This is a genomic window from bacterium (assembly GCA_016703265.1).
GTDB lineage: Bacteria > Krumholzibacteriota > Krumholzibacteriia > LZORAL124-64-63 > LZORAL124-64-63 > CAINDZ01.
Map to the genome: position 1 here is coordinate 731,030 of JADJCK010000001.1, position 17,753 is coordinate 748,782.

Annotated in this window: 20 protein-coding genes and 1 tRNA gene; 10 read left to right on the top strand and 11 right to left on the bottom strand. The window is 65.5% G+C overall.

Translation table 11 applies throughout. The annotated features are described in order from the left end of the window. Positions 1–2: 2 nt before the first annotated feature. Positions 3–560, bottom strand: coding sequence for a zf-HC2 domain-containing protein (locus IPG61_03325; protein MBK6733112.1), 558 nt, complete (start codon positions 558–560; stop codon positions 3–5). 267 nt (positions 561–827) lie between these two features. Next, positions 828–1,409, bottom strand: a complete 582-nt coding sequence (locus IPG61_03330; GenBank protein MBK6733113.1) for a sigma-70 family RNA polymerase sigma factor — start codon at positions 1,407–1,409, stop codon at positions 828–830. 236 nt (positions 1,410–1,645) lie between these two features. Between IPG61_03330 and eno the strand changes: the two genes are divergently transcribed. From eno to IPG61_03345, 3 genes are all read left to right on the top strand, one after another. Beyond that, positions 1,646–2,929, top strand: a complete 1,284-nt coding sequence (gene eno / locus IPG61_03335; GenBank protein MBK6733114.1) for a phosphopyruvate hydratase — start codon at positions 1,646–1,648, stop codon at positions 2,927–2,929. 41 nt (positions 2,930–2,970) lie between these two features. Next, positions 2,971–3,348, top strand: a complete 378-nt coding sequence (locus IPG61_03340) for a septum formation initiator family protein (GenBank protein MBK6733115.1) — start codon at positions 2,971–2,973, stop codon at positions 3,346–3,348. 65 nt (positions 3,349–3,413) lie between these two features. Further along, positions 3,414–3,490: transfer RNA gene (locus IPG61_03345), tRNA-Met, on the top strand. Here the strand turns inward: IPG61_03345 and IPG61_03350 are convergent. The 5 genes from IPG61_03350 to IPG61_03370 form a co-directional block, all read right to left on the bottom strand. Beyond that, positions 3,447–4,247: a recombinase zinc beta ribbon domain-containing protein gene (locus IPG61_03350; GenBank protein ID MBK6733116.1), complete on the bottom strand. Its 801-nt coding sequence runs from the start codon at positions 4,245–4,247 to the stop codon at positions 3,447–3,449. The two genes, IPG61_03345 and IPG61_03350, sit on opposite strands and share 44 nt — an antisense overlap. Continuing rightward, positions 4,205–5,275: a recombinase family protein gene (locus IPG61_03355; GenBank protein ID MBK6733117.1), complete on the bottom strand. Its 1,071-nt coding sequence runs from the start codon at positions 5,273–5,275 to the stop codon at positions 4,205–4,207. The genes IPG61_03350 and IPG61_03355 overlap by 43 nt, the downstream gene beginning before the upstream one ends. Positions 5,276–5,548: 273 nt before the next feature. Further along, the gene (locus tag IPG61_03360) at positions 5,549–5,881 is read right to left on the bottom strand and encodes a septation protein SpoVG family protein (protein ID MBK6733118.1); all 333 of its coding nucleotides are present in this window, start codon (positions 5,879–5,881) and stop codon (positions 5,549–5,551) included. Then, entirely contained in the window at positions 5,868–7,595 is a 1,728-nt protein-coding gene (locus IPG61_03365; GenBank protein ID MBK6733119.1) for a DUF3987 domain-containing protein, read from the bottom strand. The genes IPG61_03360 and IPG61_03365 overlap by 14 nt, the downstream gene beginning before the upstream one ends. Beyond that, positions 7,592–8,611: a hypothetical protein gene (locus IPG61_03370; protein MBK6733120.1), complete on the bottom strand. Its 1,020-nt coding sequence runs from the start codon at positions 8,609–8,611 to the stop codon at positions 7,592–7,594. Before IPG61_03370 ends, IPG61_03365 begins: the two co-directional genes overlap by 4 nt. Positions 8,612–9,689: 1,078 nt before the next feature. On the opposite strand from IPG61_03370, the gene IPG61_03375 reads away from it, so the two are divergent. From IPG61_03375 to IPG61_03405, 7 genes are all read left to right on the top strand, one after another. Further along, positions 9,690–9,956, top strand: coding sequence for a hypothetical protein (locus IPG61_03375; protein MBK6733121.1), 267 nt, complete (start codon positions 9,690–9,692; stop codon positions 9,954–9,956). Positions 9,957–9,970: 14 nt separating this feature from the next. Beyond that, a complete protein-coding gene (locus IPG61_03380; GenBank protein ID MBK6733122.1) occupies positions 9,971–10,183 on the top strand; it encodes a hypothetical protein in 213 nt (70 codons plus the stop codon). After that, the gene (locus tag IPG61_03385) at positions 10,167–10,493 is read left to right on the top strand and encodes a hypothetical protein (protein MBK6733123.1); all 327 of its coding nucleotides are present in this window, start codon (positions 10,167–10,169) and stop codon (positions 10,491–10,493) included. Before IPG61_03380 ends, IPG61_03385 begins: the two co-directional genes overlap by 17 nt. 1 nt (position 10,494) lies before the next feature. After that, positions 10,495–10,752: a hypothetical protein gene (locus IPG61_03390; GenBank protein MBK6733124.1), complete on the top strand. Its 258-nt coding sequence runs from the start codon at positions 10,495–10,497 to the stop codon at positions 10,750–10,752. Next, positions 10,749–11,012, top strand: a complete 264-nt coding sequence (locus tag IPG61_03395) for a hypothetical protein (protein ID MBK6733125.1) — start codon at positions 10,749–10,751, stop codon at positions 11,010–11,012. Before IPG61_03390 ends, IPG61_03395 begins: the two co-directional genes overlap by 4 nt. A gap of 283 nt (positions 11,013–11,295) precedes the next feature. Continuing rightward, on the top strand, positions 11,296–12,768 hold the full coding sequence (locus tag IPG61_03400; GenBank protein MBK6733126.1) for a DUF2779 domain-containing protein: 1,473 nt from the start codon (positions 11,296–11,298) through the stop codon (positions 12,766–12,768). Positions 12,769–12,799: 31 nt separating this feature from the next. Continuing rightward, a complete protein-coding gene (locus IPG61_03405) occupies positions 12,800–13,444 on the top strand; it encodes a hypothetical protein (GenBank protein MBK6733127.1) in 645 nt (214 codons plus the stop codon). A 400-nt stretch (positions 13,445–13,844) separates the two neighbouring features. Here IPG61_03405 and IPG61_03410 read toward each other — a convergent pair whose 3' ends face one another. From IPG61_03410 to IPG61_03425, 4 genes are all read right to left on the bottom strand, one after another. Next, positions 13,845–14,615 carry an ATP-binding protein gene (locus IPG61_03410; GenBank protein ID MBK6733128.1) on the bottom strand — a complete coding sequence of 257 codons (771 nt, stop codon included), beginning with the start codon at positions 14,613–14,615 and terminating at the stop codon, positions 13,845–13,847. Further along, entirely contained in the window at positions 14,596–16,149 is a 1,554-nt protein-coding gene (locus tag IPG61_03415) for an IS21 family transposase (protein MBK6733129.1), read from the bottom strand. The genes IPG61_03410 and IPG61_03415 overlap by 20 nt, the downstream gene beginning before the upstream one ends. 67 nt (positions 16,150–16,216) lie before the next feature. Then, positions 16,217–16,894: a hypothetical protein gene (locus IPG61_03420; GenBank protein ID MBK6733130.1), complete on the bottom strand. Its 678-nt coding sequence runs from the start codon at positions 16,892–16,894 to the stop codon at positions 16,217–16,219. A 15-nt stretch (positions 16,895–16,909) separates the two neighbouring features. Beyond that, positions 16,910–17,752 (bottom strand): GIY-YIG nuclease family protein, encoded by an 843-nt coding sequence (locus tag IPG61_03425; GenBank protein ID MBK6733131.1) that lies wholly within the window; start codon positions 17,750–17,752, stop codon positions 16,910–16,912. Between the last annotated feature and the right edge of the window lies 1 nt (position 17,753).

Consider the following 17,753-nt stretch of genomic DNA (forward strand, 5'->3'; position numbering starts at 1 on the left):
CGTCAACCCTCGGCCCTTCGCAGAAGGGCCAACCGGCGGCCGACGCCCTGCAGTCGCACCACCAGTTCAGGGATCGCCCCGGCCAGGGCCACAGCCGGCAGCCAGGCCTCGCCCGCCTGTCCCGCCGCTCCCGCACCGGCCACCAAGGCGCCCACGGCCCCGGCGGTGGCAACCAGCCCGGTCACCCGCGTGGCGCGCGACCGCAGCCAGGCCGGCAGGAACTGCTCTTCCAGGAACACGGGCACGCGCTCGCGGCGCAAGGGCTCCATCGCCCGGTAGGCGGCAAAAGGCACCGACGACAGCACCGCCGCATCGAAGTCGGCGGGTGCCTCCAGCGAAGGCAAGGCGTCCAGGCGCGTGAAAACGACGCTCAACGCCTCATGCTCGAGTCGGCAGGAGGCGCAGTCGCGCAGATGCAGGAACACCGACAGGGACCGCTTCTTCTCGAGGGTCCCGTCCAGGTAGTCCTGCAGTTCAAAGCGGCAGTCCGGGCAGTTCAATGCGTGTCCCGCCCGTTCGTTCCGCTGGTCCCGTTCGTTCCGCTGGTCATGGCCGTCCATGTCTGGTGTCCTTCTCCCGGTTCCTTCCGGCGCCTGCGGCCCGGTACCCTCAATCGTACCCGGGAACCGCCCCGGCGCGCAATCATGTGGTGGGGGGGAACGGCCGGACCGGAGCCCGCCCGTTCCCGCCCCAAACCGGCAGGTGTCGAATCCCCCGACATTGACTTGATCACCCGCCGCAAGGATCTACGGCGGTGCGGCAGGCCGGGTTTCAAGGATTCGTGACTTATTTTCGCCCCGCCCCGGGGGCCGGCCGAGCCGCCCGGCTCAGATATCGTAGGACCGCTCCTCGAGCATCTGCTGGATCTGGGCCCGGGCCCGGTGGATCCGCGCCTTGACCGTGCCCAGGGGCAACTGCAGCACTTCAGCGATCTCGTCGTACGAAAGCTGTTGCTGGTGGCGCAGGAGGGTGATCGCCCGGTAGTGCGGCGGCAGGTCGGCGATGACCTCCTCCAGGCGCTGCACCGCCTCCTTGCGCTCGAGCACGGTGTCGGGGGCGGGCCCGTCGTCGGGCAATTGCAGTTCGAATTCCTCGCCGTCAGGTCCGGCGATGCCCTCCAGCGACAGGAAGCGCATGCGATTCCGGCGCAGATGGTCGATGCAGTGGTTCGTGGCGATGCGGAAAAGCCAGCTGCTGAACGCGTATTCCTCGTCGAAACGATCAAGCAGGCGGAAGACCTTGATGAACACTTCCTGCGACAGGTCGCGGGCGTCTTCCGGGCTGCGTGACATGCGGTAGCAGAGGTTGTAGATCGGCCCCCGGTAGCGGGCGAGGATCTCCGCGAACGCGGCTTCCTCGCCGCGCTTGCACCGACGGATCGTCTTGAGATCCTGATGGCGGTCGAACACCCTGCACCTTTCCGTCCGGGCACGAGCGCAGAACATAGGCGGTGCCGGCGCCGGGGGTCAACCCCTGCCCGGTTGCAGGCGGCGCTGCCCCCTCCCGGGCAACCGCACCCATGGGTACCGGCAGGGCCCGCAGTTGACAGTGCCGGAGACGGAACCTAGACTCCGGCGGTACGACCGTTGCCGGAAGGAACCGGCGGCGGCGATCCTGCCGGCAGCAAGCCCATACGGGGGATTCCATGAGCGCGATCGAATTCATCCAGGCCCGGGAAATCCTTGACTCGCGGGGCAACCCGACGGTCGAGGTCGATGTGTTTCTCGAGGACGGCAGCGTCGGCCGTGCCGGCGTGCCCAGCGGCGCGTCGACGGGCGAGCACGAAGCCCTTGAACTCCGCGACGGCGACAAGGGCCGTTACGGCGGCAAGGGTGTCGAGACGGCCGTGGGCAACGTGCACGACCTCGAAGAAGCGCTCGTCGGGATGGACGCCACCGAGCAGCGCGAGATCGACCGCCTGCTGCTCGACATGGACGGCACGCCCAACAAGGGCAAGCTCGGCGCCAACGCGATCCTCGGCGTGAGCCTCGCCGTGGCGAAGGCCGCCGCCTCGTCGGTCGGCCTGCCCCTGTACCAGTACCTGGGCGGCGTGCATGCGCACACCCTGCCGGTGCCGATGATGAACGTGCTGAACGGCGGCGCCCATGCCGACAACAACGTCGACATCCAGGAATTCATGATCATGCCCGTGGGCGCCCCCACGTTCCGCGAGGCGCTGCGGTACGGGGCCGAGACGTTCCACGCGCTGAAGAAGATCCTGGCCGAGAAGGGCCTGGCCACTTCGGTGGGCGACGAGGGCGGCTTCGCGCCCAACCTCGGCAGCAACCGCGAGGCGCTGGACTACCTGGTCAAGGCCATCGAGAAGGCCGGCTACAAGCCCGGCGAGGACATCGTGCTGGCGCTCGACGTGGCCTCGAGCGGCCTGTGCAAGGACGGCAAGTACCGCCTGGCGGCCGAGGGCAACGAGCCCTGGGAAGCGGCCCGGCTGATCGAGTACTACCGCACGCTCGTCGACAGCTACCCGATCATGTCGATCGAGGACGGCCTCGACGAGAACGACTGGGACGGCTGGGGCCGCCTGTACGAAGCGTTGGGCAACCGGGTGCAGATCGTCGGCGACGACCTGCTGGTGACCAACCCGGAGCGCGTGCGTCGCGCGATCACCGATGGTTGCGCCAACAGCATCCTGATCAAGCTGAACCAGATCGGCTCGCTGTCCGAAACGCTCGAGACCATCGAGATCGCCAAGTGGGCGCGGTTCACGAACGTCATCAGCCACCGCAGCGGCGAGACGGCCGACAACACGATCGCCGACCTGGCGGTGGCCACGAACGCGGGCCAGATCAAGACCGGTTCGCTGTGCCGCAGCGACCGCGTCGAGAAGTACAACCAGCTGCTGCGCATCGAAGAGGAACTGGACGACCTGGCGTTCTATCCCGGGATGGCCTGTTTCTACAACCTGCGCTGACGATGAGTCCGCGCTGACGAAGGAGCGTGGAAGTGGCAAGGATGCCCCGACCGATCCGTTTTGCGCGCCCCGCCGGTTCTTCCGGCGGCGGCGCGGCCCGCACCGTCCGGCGCGGGCGCGTGTGGGCACCTCGAGCCGTCCTGTGGCTCGCCGGCTCGACGATCGTGGCCGGCGTGGTGCTGGTGCAGCTGGGTGACGGCGGCGTACCCGCGCTGCGGCGACTGCGCTCGCAGGATGCCGAGCTGAGCGGCGAAGTGGACGGGCTGGTCAAGCGGAATGCGGAACTGCGTCAGGAGCTGCAGTCGCTCAAGGACGATCCGGAGACGCTCGAGCGCCTGGCCCGCGAAAAAGCGGGCATGAAGCGCCCGGGCGAGGCGGTTCTGGTCGTGTTGCCGGCGTCCGAGCCGGGCGACAGGTAGCCCGACCGGTCGCCTTGACTTCGCGCGCGGGCCTGCCTATATTCGCCCCCGCGATGCGAATTGGATGCGGGGTGGAGCAGTCTGGTAGCTCGTTGGGCTCATAACCCAAAGGTCACAGGTTCAAATCCTGTCCCCGCTACCACTTTGAAAGAGTCCCCGATGCCCTGAGCATCGGGGATTCTCTTTACCCTCAGCTCGCCGCTGCCCGATACGCCATCCACCGTGAGCTTCTCGACGAAGGCCCGCACGACCCGCTTGCGCTCCTCCACGGTGCCATGCTCGAAGAGGTGCCGCGCGTCGGCGAGGCCCGCCAGGATGGCGTCCACGAGGACCTCAGGGTTCGGCGCACTGGCCGGGGCCTGCTCGAGCTCGCGCAGGCGGCTTTCGATCCCCTGACGTTCGGTGCAGAGCTTTCCGAGCCGGTCCTTCATGAGTCCGCGGTGTTCGGCGGCGGAAGCGGCCAGATCGATCACCGAATCGATCTTCGTCGTGAGCTCCTCCAGGCGCCCCCTCAGTCGCCGCATCTCCGGACCGTGGTCGGGCGTCGCCGGAGCGAGTTGCTTCTCGATCAGCCCGCGCAGCGTGGCCTGGCCTCTCTTGCCGAGCAAGACCTCGAGCCTCTGCTCCACGAGATCCAACACGAAGTCGTCGAACACCCGCTGCGGGAATTGGATGGGCTGGCAGACCGACTTGCCCTTGGCGATCGCGGCGCCGCAGACGTAGTACGCCGTGCCGATGCGGCTGCCGTCCTTCCGCCATTTGTTTTTCCAGGTAGTACGGCCGTGCATCGATCCGCCACACGCGCCGCAGCTGATCAGGCCGGACAGCAGATACTGCGAAACCTTGGCCTTGCCGGTCAGGAAGCCGGTCGCCTTCCTGTGATCGCCGCGTTCCCCCATGATGCGCCGGGCTTGCTCGAAGGTATCAGGGTCGACCAGAGGCTCGTGCGCATTCTCGTAGATGAGCCAGTCCTGGGGTCGTTCCACTTCAGCCGTCGTTTCCCGCAGCCGTCGCGCTCGACCTCCCGCCGGTCGGCGACACGGTGGAATTTCCCCATCCGCCGCCGATTCCAGACCACGCGCCCGATGTACACAGGGTTCATGATGATCACCCGGATGGATGACATCGCCCAGCCTTTGCCCTTCGGGGAAACCACACCCTCGCGGTTCAGGCGGTCCGCGATCGACTTGAAGCCGAGGTTGGTACCGCCCACATACCAGGCGAAGATCCGGCGGATCACTTCGACCCGCTCGGGAAGGCTGGGCAGAAGCCTCACGTGCTCGGTGTCGGATCCCTTCACCTTCTGCCCGCGGCGAACGTGGCGGACGGGGTTTCCCTCCGCGTCGAGGATCAGCTTGTCGCCTTCGTCCGTATTGCGGACGATCTGGAAGAGCCGGCCGGACTGGTCGAAGTAGCCGAGGTCATAACCGTAGGGCGCCATGCCCCCCGGCCACCAGCCGTGGTCGGCCAGCGAAACCAGCCCGCGGATGACCGCCTTCGAGAGCGTCGCCGACTCGTCCCGGGCGGCTTCCTGCTTGAAGAACCGCAGGAATTTGTCGGCGCTCGAGCCGGTGAATCCCTCCGATGTGTAGATGATCTCGACCCCGGCCTGCTTGAAGAGCCAGCGGTAGTAGCCGACCTCGTCGCTCGACATGCGACCGAAGCGCTTGATGTCCCAGACCAGGACGAACTGCCACGCTCGCCTCGGCGACTGGGCCTCTTCGAGCATGGACAGGAAGCCTTGCCGGGTCTCTCCCGAGGTCCCCGAGACGCCATCGTCGACGAACTCGGCCACGATGCCGAAGCCGTGCTCGGAGGCGTAGCGGAGAATCTCGCGCCGTTGGTCGCCGAGCGATTTCTCCTGGCGATCCGTGGACCGGCGCAGGTAGATCGCCGCGGGTATGGTTCCGTCAGGTCTAGGGTTCATAACGACATGAAGCCTCAATTGGTCTGGACACATCAAGTCAATTTCCGGTGCCGTAACTGCGACCCTCATCGCCACTTACGGCGTCGTCCGCGGCAGCGCAGCGGGCCTGGTGCGCCCGGATGGCCCACTTCACGAGAATTTCGAGCACATCGTCGAGAGCCGCAGGATCTGCCTCCTCCGCGCTCTGGACCACCGTGATGCGAGGGTGCGCGACGGCATTCGCCGAGCCGCGGCCGGGACGGGAATTGCCGTCGTCATTCCCTCGCCGATCCGTCACGACCCGTCGGCCCCTTCCGCCGGCCCGAGAAGTCTCTGGACCTGCCCGATGACCGCCGCCTCGAACTCGGAAGCGGTCTCCCGGTCGATCGGGTGATGGAGCGGATGCGGCCGACCCGAGGCGGAGAGCTTTCTGGGATAGGTCAAGAACAGATGGCCCGCGCTATCCTTGCGGATGGCGATGTCATTGAGAAGCACCCCGCCATAACAGCAGGAGGCGAAGGCGACGAGGCCGCTGCCGCCGCCGGGGGCCAGGCGGATCCGGACCTCGGTGATGGCGTGCGATCCGGGCAATCCGGACGTCAGGTCGGGTCTCTCAGGCATCGTCATCGTCCTTTCGGGCGGAAGCAGCAATCGGTTCAGCGGCCCCGAAATCATGCACAGAATTCACAGAATTCCGCGCCGAGGCCCCGAGCACCGAATTGTGTGTATTCCGAGCATTGTGTGTATGGAGTCTGGGGTTCACGTCGAACACCGGGCTGGGCGGACGCCCGGGTCGCGAGCGTGGAGGTTCCGGCCGGCAGCGGATCACGTCGTGCTCGACGAGCAGATCCAGGGGCGGGACCAGCTCGGCGGGCGCCTTGAACCCGGCCCGTAGCGCCTGGTAGGCATCGCGCAGGGTGAAGCTCGACGCGCCCGTGCGCCGGATCCACGCCAGGATGTACCGCGCCTGGCCGGCGACCGGGTCGGCCCCCATCATGTCGAAGGCGATCTGGGCGTGGGTGCAGAGGAAGTCGCTGATGCGCAGGGCCCGGCGCATCGGACCCTCGCCGATGGCCAGGGGGGCGGCCGCATCGGGATCGAGGGCGTGGTCGGCCAGGTGCAGAAGCCCGGCGAGGCGGATGGTCTCGCCCGCGACCTTGTTCCCCCAGTCAGCGACGCTCTCGAATTCGCCCGCGAGGCCGAGCTTGGGCTCGTTCGTCGCCTTGAGCCCCACGAGCAGGTCGTAGGCCGCCGGGCTGAAGTCCATGAACCGGGAACGGATCTCCCCCGTTTCGTCCTTCAGGGTGGGCCGCCGCAGAAGCGAGGTCACCGCCTCCTCGTAGGCCTGGCTGACCTCCATCGGCACGGGCGGCGCATCGGGGGCGCGGCTCCCGACGATGCTCTCGGGAATCGCCCACAGGAAGCGGGCTAAGAGGCCTCGGCCGCGGAAGCCCTTCTTGTCCCGCAGCGAGGAGATGACTTCGGGCTGGATCGCCAGGCCGATGGTGACGGCGGGCTCCTGGATCGACCCGCCCTCGCGCCCGATCCGGTCGGTCGTGATCTGGCCGCCGCTGTGACCTTTCAGGTAGATGTCGATGTTCGGGACGCCGTTCGAGTAGCGGCCGCCCATGAGTTCGAAGGGACCACCCTCGTCGGACATGATCGCGATGCGCCCGCCCTGCTGGCGCAGGACCGCCTCCAGCGACTCGGAGGTGACGTCGTCTAGGACCAGCCGCAGAGGAGCCGGGACCTCGATGGCGCCCTGCTCGAACACAGCCTCCTCGACCAGGGCCAGGGACTTGGCGTAGTCCTCCGGTTGGCTCGCCTTGGCGGCGAGGGTCTTGAGGTGGTCGGTCCTCTTGGCTGCGACGTCGGCGCGGGCCATGGCCGCGCGGATTTCCGGATCGGTGCGCTTGCGCTCCTCGGCCACGAACCGGGCCACCGGCCGGATGGCCGCTGCGAAGGCCGGGCTCTTGGCCTCGCCGGGCTTCAAGGCAACCGCAACGTAGAGGTTCAGGGGCTCGTCCCAGCCCTGCAATACGTGGACCTTGTACCTCTTCGCACCGCAGAGGGCCAACACGGCGAGGCCTAGCATGGCCGGCAGTTCCACGGGGCACTGCAGGGCGGTGGCCAGGGCGCTGACCCAGTCCCTTAGCCAGGGGGGCAGGGTCTCAACGGGGAAGACCGGCGCTTTCGCCACGGGGCCGATGGGCAGCGGGTCGTCCCAGGCGGGATCCTCGCTGGGGATCGCCTCGGGCGCGCCCGGAGCGAGGGGCTGGGCGTCGGCGAAGGGGTCCTGCGGGAGGGTGCCTTCGAGGAGGCGATCGTTGTCGTCCTTCATCGGGAGGCCTCCTCTCCCACGCCGCTGCGGAAGATCCGGCAGCGTCCGCGGAGCGAGGCCGCAATCTGCTGGGCGTAGCGCTCGCCCGGCTCGTCGTGATGCGTTCGGATGACCACTGAGGCGTCCGTGGGGACGCGATCGGCGATCTGCGGGGACCAGGCTCCCGACTCGATACCGAAGCAGGCAGGGCCCTGTGCTTCGGTCTCGCGCTGGCGCGCGGCCCAGAGCAGCCAGTCCGGCTCACCTTCGGCCACCACGATCTCGCGCGGCTGCCACCAAGCCGGGCAGAGGCCGCCGAGAAGCTGGCAGCCGAGCGGATCGGCGAGGACAAGGCCCTTGACGGAGCAGCCGGAGGGCGCCAGGGACTTCGGGGTCGCTGCGCTGTCGAGGGAACGAGCGCGGAGCGAGACGGCCTGGCCCGTGTGGTCCCAGAGCCGGAAGAGAATCCGGTGACCGGTGCCGGCCCACGGTCCGCGCCGCGACCAGGCCCAGCGGGGCAGGCGGATGTCGGCAGGCATCACTCGGGCGAGATCCCACAACTCGGTCTGCTGGAGGAACCAGGTGGCGGCGCTGCCGAAGCGGCGGACGAACCAGGCGCCGGCCTCCGCGTCGTCACCTACGGCGAGGGACGCGCCCCACAGCGCGGCGACCTCTTGCTGCGGAGGGCGGGCGGGTGATACTTGGGCTTCGGTTCGAGCCGGCGCAGCGGGTCTGGCGCGAAATGAAGCCAGCGAGTTGAGGTTTCGGTGGAACAAGGCGTCTGGAACAGTCCGCGGGGTCTTCTCGCCGCGGAGAATGCCGCGCCGGATGTGGCCGATCGCCTCACGTTCCGGGAGACCGGTTTCCAGAGCCGCGGAGAGGAGCGCCCGCTCGCCAGCGGATCGTTCGACTTCCCCCGCCCCCACGAAGCCACCGATGGCGGCGGCGGCCCGGAAGGTCGCGCAGGCCCGGCCGGATGAAGTGCAGCGAAGGGTCTGGATCTCGGAGTCGACCGCGGCTTCGACGTAGCGTGTCATCGCACCACGTCCTTTGCGCTGAGGACGGGCCGTACCTGGCTGACCGTGGAGCCGTGATCAGAGGATCGGTGCGGGAGATGTTGGCAATACCCAAGCGAGTTCATGAGTCGGTCGCTCTCCTGATTCGAAGCTCAAGTCGTGTCTCTGCGTTTGCTCTTGCGGCTTCGCGGAAGTCAGCCTGGCCATGCTGGCGTGCTGCCGGTGAAGGCGGCCGGTTCCCGATGAAGCACGGTGGAGTTATGGCGATTCCGAAAGGGGGCGACCAATCTAAATGTCATTTAGATGGGTCATGCTTCGCTGGCTGTGGGCGCGGCTCGGTGACTTGTTCCGTGCGGACACTCGGCCGGGAGGAATGCCGAGCCCCTCTCCCCACTTCATGGCAAAGCGGGAATAGATGCCAGTAAGGGGGACTTCAGGATCAGGATGATCGGCAGTGGGGAACGCGGCGGATCAAGTTTGTGAAGGCTCCAAGTGTTCGCTTCCGTCCTCCGGGGAAGCGCGGTTCCTTCCAATACCAATTTCTCGAGGGTGCCGGCGACCTCGACCCTCGTAGCGTGGGTGAATCTCGAAACAAGTTACCACCGACACCAGATGTTCCAGTTCCGGAAAGCCGAAGGCGGCCGCGGACGCGCCTGAAGTGAAAGCTGCGGGCGACTCCGTGCGCTCCGAGTCCCCAGCGATCCTGCTCGGCAAACTGGGACACACAGGAACATCGTCGCATTCCCCAACCCGGCCCCACCTCCGCACTCCATTTCGGCATCTCAAAATTCACAGAATCGCTCGGGTGCCCTGGTCCATCAACGCGAGGTCCCCGTCGCGGCCGAGCCTGAGCCGAGCATGCCCTTCCGCCGGCGCCCGGGCGTGGATCAATGTCTGGCGGGGGTAGCCGGGGCCGGCACCCGCGGGAATCAGGCCAGCCGGAACGCCAGAATCTGGCCCCAAACCGCCAATCCTCGCGCCATTGTAAGCCGCTGCAAATAATGCATTTAACTGTCGATTTGCCTTCCCATTCAACCCAGAAAGCTCGTCACTGTAAGTGCGGCGGGCACGGGGCCCGGCGCCTCGAAAGGAGAGCATCATGACGGTCAACGAGATGATCGAACGCCTGCAGGAGGCCGCCGAAGGCGGGTTCGGCGAGTGCGAGGTGCGCCTCGCCTTCCAGCCCAGCTGGCCCCTGCAGTTCACCGTCGCCGGTATCGCCACGCCGGACGACGAGTCCCGCGACCAAGGCGAACCCGACGAAGAACCGGACGACGCCGCCTCGGTCGTCTACGTCGTCGAAGGCGGCCACCCCGACGGCGACTCCCCCTACGCGCCTGCCTGGGTCTTCGACCTGGCGCAGTAAGGAGGCCAGATCCCATGGCACCGAATCACGACCGACCCTCCCGGCTTCGCTTCAGCGACGGCATGGAGTTCGACCTCAGCGGCGATCTGCGGGTCGTCCACCGCCGCGACGGCTGGTACGTCGTCGGCCGCGGCATGCTCATTCCGGTCGCCGATCGCGAAGAAGGCGACCGCGTGGTCGCCCAGATGAAGGACGAAGGAGGCAGCGACGATGCGCTACGGACCTGACGACAAGTTCTGGGTCGTGGTTGACCCCAAGCCTCACAGCACCCTCGACGACCTCGTGTTCGAGGCCTCGCTGCGCGATCTCGAGTTGCAGTTCCGGGGCGGCCTCCAAATCGACGAAAACCCAACCCTGTTCACCGACCGCCAAGAGGCGCGCCTCGAAGCCTACGGGCGGCTGACTGCGATGCGGGCGAGCCAAGCCATCCTGCGCGCCGGCCGCGAGAACCCCGACACCCGGATCGACCGCGTCGAGATCTACGGCGCTGATGGGACGCTGGTGTTCGCGGCGGACATCCCGCAGGAGGTGGACTGACATGGCCACGAACGCGGCGCCGCGATTCGGCATGAAGGCCCATCAAGTGTTCTGGAACGAGCAGGGCAACATCGTCTGCGCCTGCTGCCACATCCCCTACCCCGGATCTGACACCTGGATCTGGGAGCGGTGGGAAGAGATCACGCCCGCTGACATGGCGGAGATCGACCGCCAGGGCGGGCGCGTGGCGTGCGAGGGCTGCGGCAAAGAGCCCAGCCGGATCGTGCGTCTGGACCCGAGCGAAAGGACCAAGCGATGAGCAAGACCACCAAGAAGACCACGCGGGCCCGCAAGCCCGCCGCCGAGAAGACGACCACCAAGACCACCGAGGCCAAGGCCACGCGCGAAGAGCTCTGCGTGTTCGCCTTTCGGCTGACCGAGGCCGAGCGGGACGCCATCCACAAGGCGGCTGGGCCGGCGAAGGCCTCGAAGTTCGCGCGGAACCTGCTGGTGGCTGCCGCCAACAAGGATGATGCGGCGGTTCGGGCGATCATGAGGGAGATCCAAGCGGAGGCGTAGCGGGTTGAACCCATCCGACTAGATCTCCGACCAACTCGCTACCCGAGTCCGTCGCTGCGGGCGACCGGGTGCATCGCGGATCATTTCCGTGCTCTTTACCGGGCAGCCTCTCGCGCACACTAAGTCCACGGAACGGAAGGCAGGGTCTCGGCATCGCGATGAACACATCAACATTCGTTCCGTGCGACGGAATGCGGGGCGTCTAACATTCCGGATTCCGGATCCCTCGTAGCCGGGCTATGATCGGTACGACCCCCGGTCGCCATCAGACGAAAGCGATCCGATGACCCATGCCATCTCGAAATCCAAGTACGTCGCGGGACTCCAGTGCCCGAAATTGCTGTGGACCCAGTACAACGACCGCGATGCGATCCCGCCGCCCGACGCCGCGAAACAGGCCATCTTCGACACCGGTCATGCGGTCGGGGATTTGGCCAAGAACCTGTTTCCCGGGGGCATCGAAATTGCCTGGAGCGACGACCCGAGCAGTCGCATGGAGCGGACGACCGCCGAGACGCTGGAACTGATGAAGCAGCGGGTCCCCCTTTACGAGGCAAGCTTCCTCGTAGAGGGCTGCTACTGCCGGGCTGACTTGCTGGTGCCATCTGAAAAGGACACCTGGGATCTGTACGAGGTCAAGAGCACAACTGGCGTCAAAGACGTCCACCTGAACGACGTCGCCTTCCAAGCCTGGGCGATCGAACGTTGCGGAGTCCGACTTGACCGCCTGTACCTCGTTCACCTCGACAACACCTATGTGAGGCAAGGCCCAATTGACGTCCACGGTCTGTTCCACGCCAAGGACGTGACCGAGCGTGCGCGAGATCTGATGCCCGACGTTCCGCAGAACGTGAACAGCATGCAGGCGGTGATCGTCGGCGACCGCCCCGGTACGCCGATCGGAGAACACTGCTCCGATCCGTACGACTGCGATCTCTGGCCCGCATGCTCGTCATTCCTCCCGCACGACAACGTCCTGGACTTGTATCGTGTGCGCAAACGGAACGCATTCGCCATGATCGGCGACGGCGTCATGAGCGTGATCGACGTATCGCCAGCCGATCTGAATTCCAAGCAGCGGATTCAGCAGGAGGCGATCCGAACTGGCGCAACACACGTCCAGGCCGAAGAGATCCACGCCTGGCTCGCCGGTTTGGAGTATCCGCTTCACTGTTTCGACTTCGAGACAATGATGCCGGCAATCCCGCTTTTCGACGGGACACGCCCCTTCCAGCAGATCCCCTTCCAGTTTTCCTTGCACATCGTCGATAGCCCCAGCGCAGAGCCGCGCCACGTCGAGTTTCTGTCCGAGAATGCTGTCGATCCGCGGCCTGACCTGATCGAAGCCCTGAGCGCAATCGGTCTGGAAGGTACGATCTTGGCTTACAACATGGGATTCGAGCAAACCAGACTGCGCGAATTGGCAGCGGACTTCCCCGCGCATGCGGAGTTCTTACTTGGATTAGTCGACCGTTTCCAAGATCTCATCGTCCCGTTCCGCAACTTCTGGTGGCACAATGCCCGGCAGCGCGGCAGCTGTTCCCTGAAGTACGTGCTGCCCGCGGTGACCGGTACGACGTACGAAGGCATGGAGATCGCCGAAGGCGGTCAGGCTGCGCGGGAGTTCCAGCGGGTCGTATTTTGGAACGTCGAAGCGGCGGAAAGGGCGCGGGTGCTCGCGGCGCTCCGGAAATACTGCGCCCAGGATACGCTCGCGTTGGTGCAGGTGCTGCGCGCCATGAAAGATGCCATCTGATGGATATTTGCGATTCAAAAAGGCCAAATATATGAACGGGTTCGAACGGGTGTTTGACCAACTCGACCGTTGGCGCTGTCTGCCCGACTACCAATTGGAGCGGCGAGCGGATCTCTACTTCTCGCTGTATCTGCCCCAGGTATTGGAATCCGTACTGGGCAAGCCGTTCAACCCGTTCGTGGTACCGGAATTTCCCATTAAGCAGCTAAACTCCAATCGATCAGACAAGGTGGACTATCTCGCGGCGAATGTGGCCAAAACGGAGCTGGTGCTCGTCGAGTTGAAGACCGACTGCAATTCAACACGACCGGAACAATTTGAATACCTGTGCCGCGGCGCCCAGAAGACCGGAGCGGAGCTACTCAATGATCTCAGCACGATCCGCAAGACGTCGAAAGCCCGACTCAAGTATGATGCCCTGATCGCGGCGGCGATGGAGATGGGACTCACCGGGGATGGCGCGAAGATGATCGGCCAGAACCACCCGGTCGTTCTGATCTCACCGCGCGAGGACTTCAGAGGTCGGGATGATGCGATTCAGAAGTTCGAATCCGCCGGTGTCCCGTTCAACGTCGTCACATTCGAGAGATTTCGGGAAACGGTCCTCGCTTGTCCAGATCCGCTGTCGGTTCGATTCGCCGCGTCGCTGGATCACTGGTGGAAGTACCCGGTTTAGAACAGAGGGCAGAATGCCTTCGAGGCGTTGGCACAACCGGCTTAGGTTGACCGAGCAACGCCCGAACTCTTCTTCCCTTTTCTGTTCAGGACTGGCAGTTCCGTTTGAATCAGGTGGTCTTCCACCTCATACCGGCCCAACCCGACCGCCATCCACGAATACCTGGACCTCTCCAGGTAGGCATCGACCTCCCCGTCATTGGCCTCGGTGAATGCTCGGTTTTTTTTGCCGCTCTTGTCCTTGAGTTCGAGTCCGAGGATCATGGAGCCGACATGTCGCCGTAGCGCCGAAATGTAGGTATACGTGCTATGGGCCTTATAGCCCCGGCGGCCACCCCAACTTCCCCCACCTGTGGCCGGGTCAACTTCCTCCACCTGGCCACCGACGGGACGCGCGCATTCTAGGCCTGCGTAGCCTTCTTTGCAACCCGGGTCGCTGCTTCCTTCAGCCGCCAGCTTTTGCCCTCGAACTTGAGCAGGTGCCCGTGGTGCATCAAGCGATCCAGCAGCGGTGCCACCACCACAACGTCACCCAACAGCTTCGGCCAGTCCTCGATCACGCGGTTCGACGTGATGATCGTCGAGCCCCGCTCGTAGCGGCTCATCAGCACGTCGGCCAGTTCGTCGCCGGCATTGGCCGGCAGACGCCGCAGGAACAGATCGTCGATCACCAGCAGGTCGGCGGCCTTCAGTTGCGCGCGGTACTTCCGCAAGGTGCCCAGTTCGCGCGCCTCGGTGATGTCCTCGATCAGGTCGTGCGCCTCGCGGTAGTGGACCTTGTAGCCCTGCTCGATGGCCAGCAAGGCCAGAGCCTTCGCGACGTGGCTCTTGCCCGTGCCCGGCGGCCCCAACAGCAGCACGTCTTCCCGCACGCCGATGTACTTCAGGGTCCCGAGCTCGAGGATCTCACGCCGCGGCAGCCGCGTGTTGTAGCTCCAGTCCAGTTCGCCAAGCGTCTTGCGCTCCGCAGGCAGCCCGGAGACGGCGCGGCGCCGCTCCTGGCGGCGCGTGTGCCGCCGGTCGAGTTCGTCCTGCACCAGCCACGAGAACGCATCCAAGAACGTCATCTCGTGGCTGCTGACCTGCAGGGCCCGGATCTCCAGTGTCGCTGTCATCCCGGACAGGCGCAGTTCGCGCAGGGAGCGCTCCAGTTCAACAATGGTCATCGGCATTAGCGATCTCCTTCGGTGAGTGGGCCTGGCTGTGGGCATCCCAGAACGTCTGGTACTCGGCGATGGCCCGGATCACAGGGCCTTCCTGGGTCAGAAGCGACGCGCTGGCGGGCCGGGACTCGGCCTGGCGCTCGAGCGCGCGCCGCACCGCGGCATAGGACGCGCACTCGGCCGCCAGCAGGCGGCCGCACACCGCTTCGATCTCGGCGCGGGTGTAGGTGCGAACCAGGCTCGTCAGGCCGTACAGGGCCTTCTGGCCCGGACGGCCGTGGTTCGCGAAGAGGGCCCGAGCCATGTGCTCGGTGTTCGGCCCGATCGTCGATGCCTTGGCCAGCAACCTGCCGGTCTCACGCGATGGGTTGAACAGCCGATCTTCCTCGGCGAGCACGTACTGGCCCTTGCGCTCGCTCTTGCGGTGCCGGCGCAGGAGTTGGCCACCGGCGCCGTAGATCTCGATCTCCTGCTCGTAGATTCGTACCTGCACTTCGCCGTGCAGCGGCGCCGGCAACGCCGCGTAGTACGATCCGTCCACCTGCACCAGGCCCGCGTCGTCCACCATGCGCACGCCTGGCTTGTAGTAGCGGAACGCCTCCAGCGGCAACGGCCGCAGGTATGGCTGCTCCTCGCGGTACATCTCCAGCACCTGCCGCTTTTTGCGGCCGTGTATGCGCGGCGCCGCCCAGCGCTCCTCCCAGTGCGCCAGCCACACGTTCTGCGTCTCGATCGCCTCGTATTTGCGCCCCTTAAGAGCCGTACCCTGCGTGTGCTGGATCGCGTTCTCGACCGTACCCTTGCGATTCGGGTCGCGCACCCGGCACGGGTCCGCCACCACGCCGTAGTGCTGCAGCATCTGCGCGTACAGCGGGTTCAGCTGCGGGTCGTAGATGTCCGGGCGGATCACACCTTCCTTTAGGTTGTCCAGCACCACGTACTGCGGCACGCCGCCGAACGATCGCCATGCCTCCTCGTGCAGCCGGCACCATGTCTCCTGGTTCGTTTTCCACGTCGTCTTGCGGAAGCTCTTGCCCGAGTACTTCAACGTCATCACGAACAGGTACGGCCGGCGGTATTCGTCAGGTTTCCACAACGTGGGCGCGCCCTGCCCGTAGTCCACCTGGCATTCCTCGCCCGGCAGGTACTCCAGCACGTCGAACCGCTCCGGCTCACGGGCCTTGAGTTTCGCCACGAACCGCTTGACCGAGTTGTACCGATGCGTGAACGCGTGCTGCTCGACCAGGTCCTGGTAGATGCTCACCGCGTTGCGGCCGAGTTGGACCTGGGCTTCGATCCACGGCCGATGAGGTTCGCAGGCCGACGTGCCTGTCGCGTCCGGAGCCGGTGGCCGGGGTGGGGGATTTTCAAACGGCGCCTCAGCCTCTGAGCCGGTGGCCACCCCGGGGGATTTTGAACCGGCCGCGTAACGCCGGATCGTCTTGCGGTCGATCCCCGTCCGCCGACAGATCTCCCGCTGGCTGACGCCGCAACTGACCAGCGTTTCGACAGTTATCCGCAGATTGTCCTTCAAGACGTTCACTCCTGGCCCCCCTCAATTTGGTGAGGGGAATAGGGTAACGTCCCGTCGACGCTGATCCGCCGTCAGATCAGGTGCAGCTCAGGACAGGTGGGGGATTTTGAGGTGGCCACAGGTGGGGGATTTTGGGTGGCCGCCCGGGCTTATAGCGATTCTCCAACTCGGAGCTCTCCCCAACGTACAGCGGCGCCTCGTCCCCGTCCCGCCACAAGCCATAGAGCCCGGGAGCATCCGGTGGCACCGCCTCGAGCCAGGGCACTCTGGGCCGGGCCATGTACCGTTCGGCCCCCTTGGCCAGGAGATCGTGACGAGCCTCCTGAACTAGCCCCCACATCTGGCTTCCATACGAAGGCTCGATCACCGGCCGCTTGTTCTTCTGGAACTTGTTGAGGCGGGTCGGGACGTTGACAATCCCGAAGTCCTCGATCTCTTTGCGACCAAATCCCGTCGCCATTGTCTGAACCCGGAAATCGCCGATGTCCCTCGGGATTTCGGGGCCGCTCTCCAGAAGCGTCTTGTAGAAGCTGGAACGGTTGGCGTCGAACTGGGTCTTCAGGCGTTGCCGGACATCCGTCGCCTCACCGACATACAGCGGAACCAAATCCAGCGAGATCAAGTAGTTTCCCGGCCCCTCCAGCGTCACTTCGTCGGGTCGAACAAGGGGTTGACCCCGCAAGTGGTGGATACCTTCTGCCAGGATCCGGTTGGCGTGTTCCTGGACGAATTCCCAACTGATGCTCGACGCCATGGTTCCTCCTCGGCCTCAATTCAGGTTGAGCCCGAACGCCCGCGTCCCCAGCTTTTCCTTGTACTGAGACTCGTGTTCCACGACCTCGGTCATCGTCAGGGTCTTCGGGAGAGTCCGCAGAACCGAGAACCGGAGATTCTCCTTGGCAAACCGGCCCTCCCCCAGAACCTTCTTCAGCTCGGCGTTGCCCCCGTGGCCCGTCCGGGCGTAGGTCATCCACCTGCCTAGGATCCCATCCTTCCCGTAGGCCGAACCGATGTATTGCAGGCCCGACGTCTCCTCGACGATGATGTAGATCCCCGCCACCGCAGCCAGCGCCTTGTGCCAGTCCTTGTTGGATGAGGGGTTCTCGCAGATGGTCCTGAGATCGGCGTAGGTGAGTACGAAATCCAGATATCCGGGGAACGGATTACGGCGCCCCTCGGGGAGGATCTCCACCACCGGCTTTGCGATCAGCCACTGGTGCCACGAGATGGCGTTGCTGCCCCAGTCGATGACCAAGCGGTCCTTGAAGTCCTCGAAGCCGGGTACTTCTTCCAGGTCGTAGATCACGTCCGTCTCGCCCACGAGGTCCCGGCACGGCAGGTCGACGATGTCCGCCGGCTGCACCTGCCGGTGTCCGCCCACCCGGTAGACCCCCAGCAGCCGGGCTTGTGTCCCGTCTATCCCCATGAACGACACCACATAGTCGCAGTTGAAGATAGGTGAACCCTGGATGCGCTGGTAGGTCTCGATGTGGCCCCCGCGCAGGAGCGCCTCCACGTCGACCCGCTTGTCCTTGTGGCGGACCAGCTTAATCGACTTGGGTCGCGAGCAGTCGAGGCCCTTGAGCTCGAGGAGGTCGACGAGGGAGAGCATG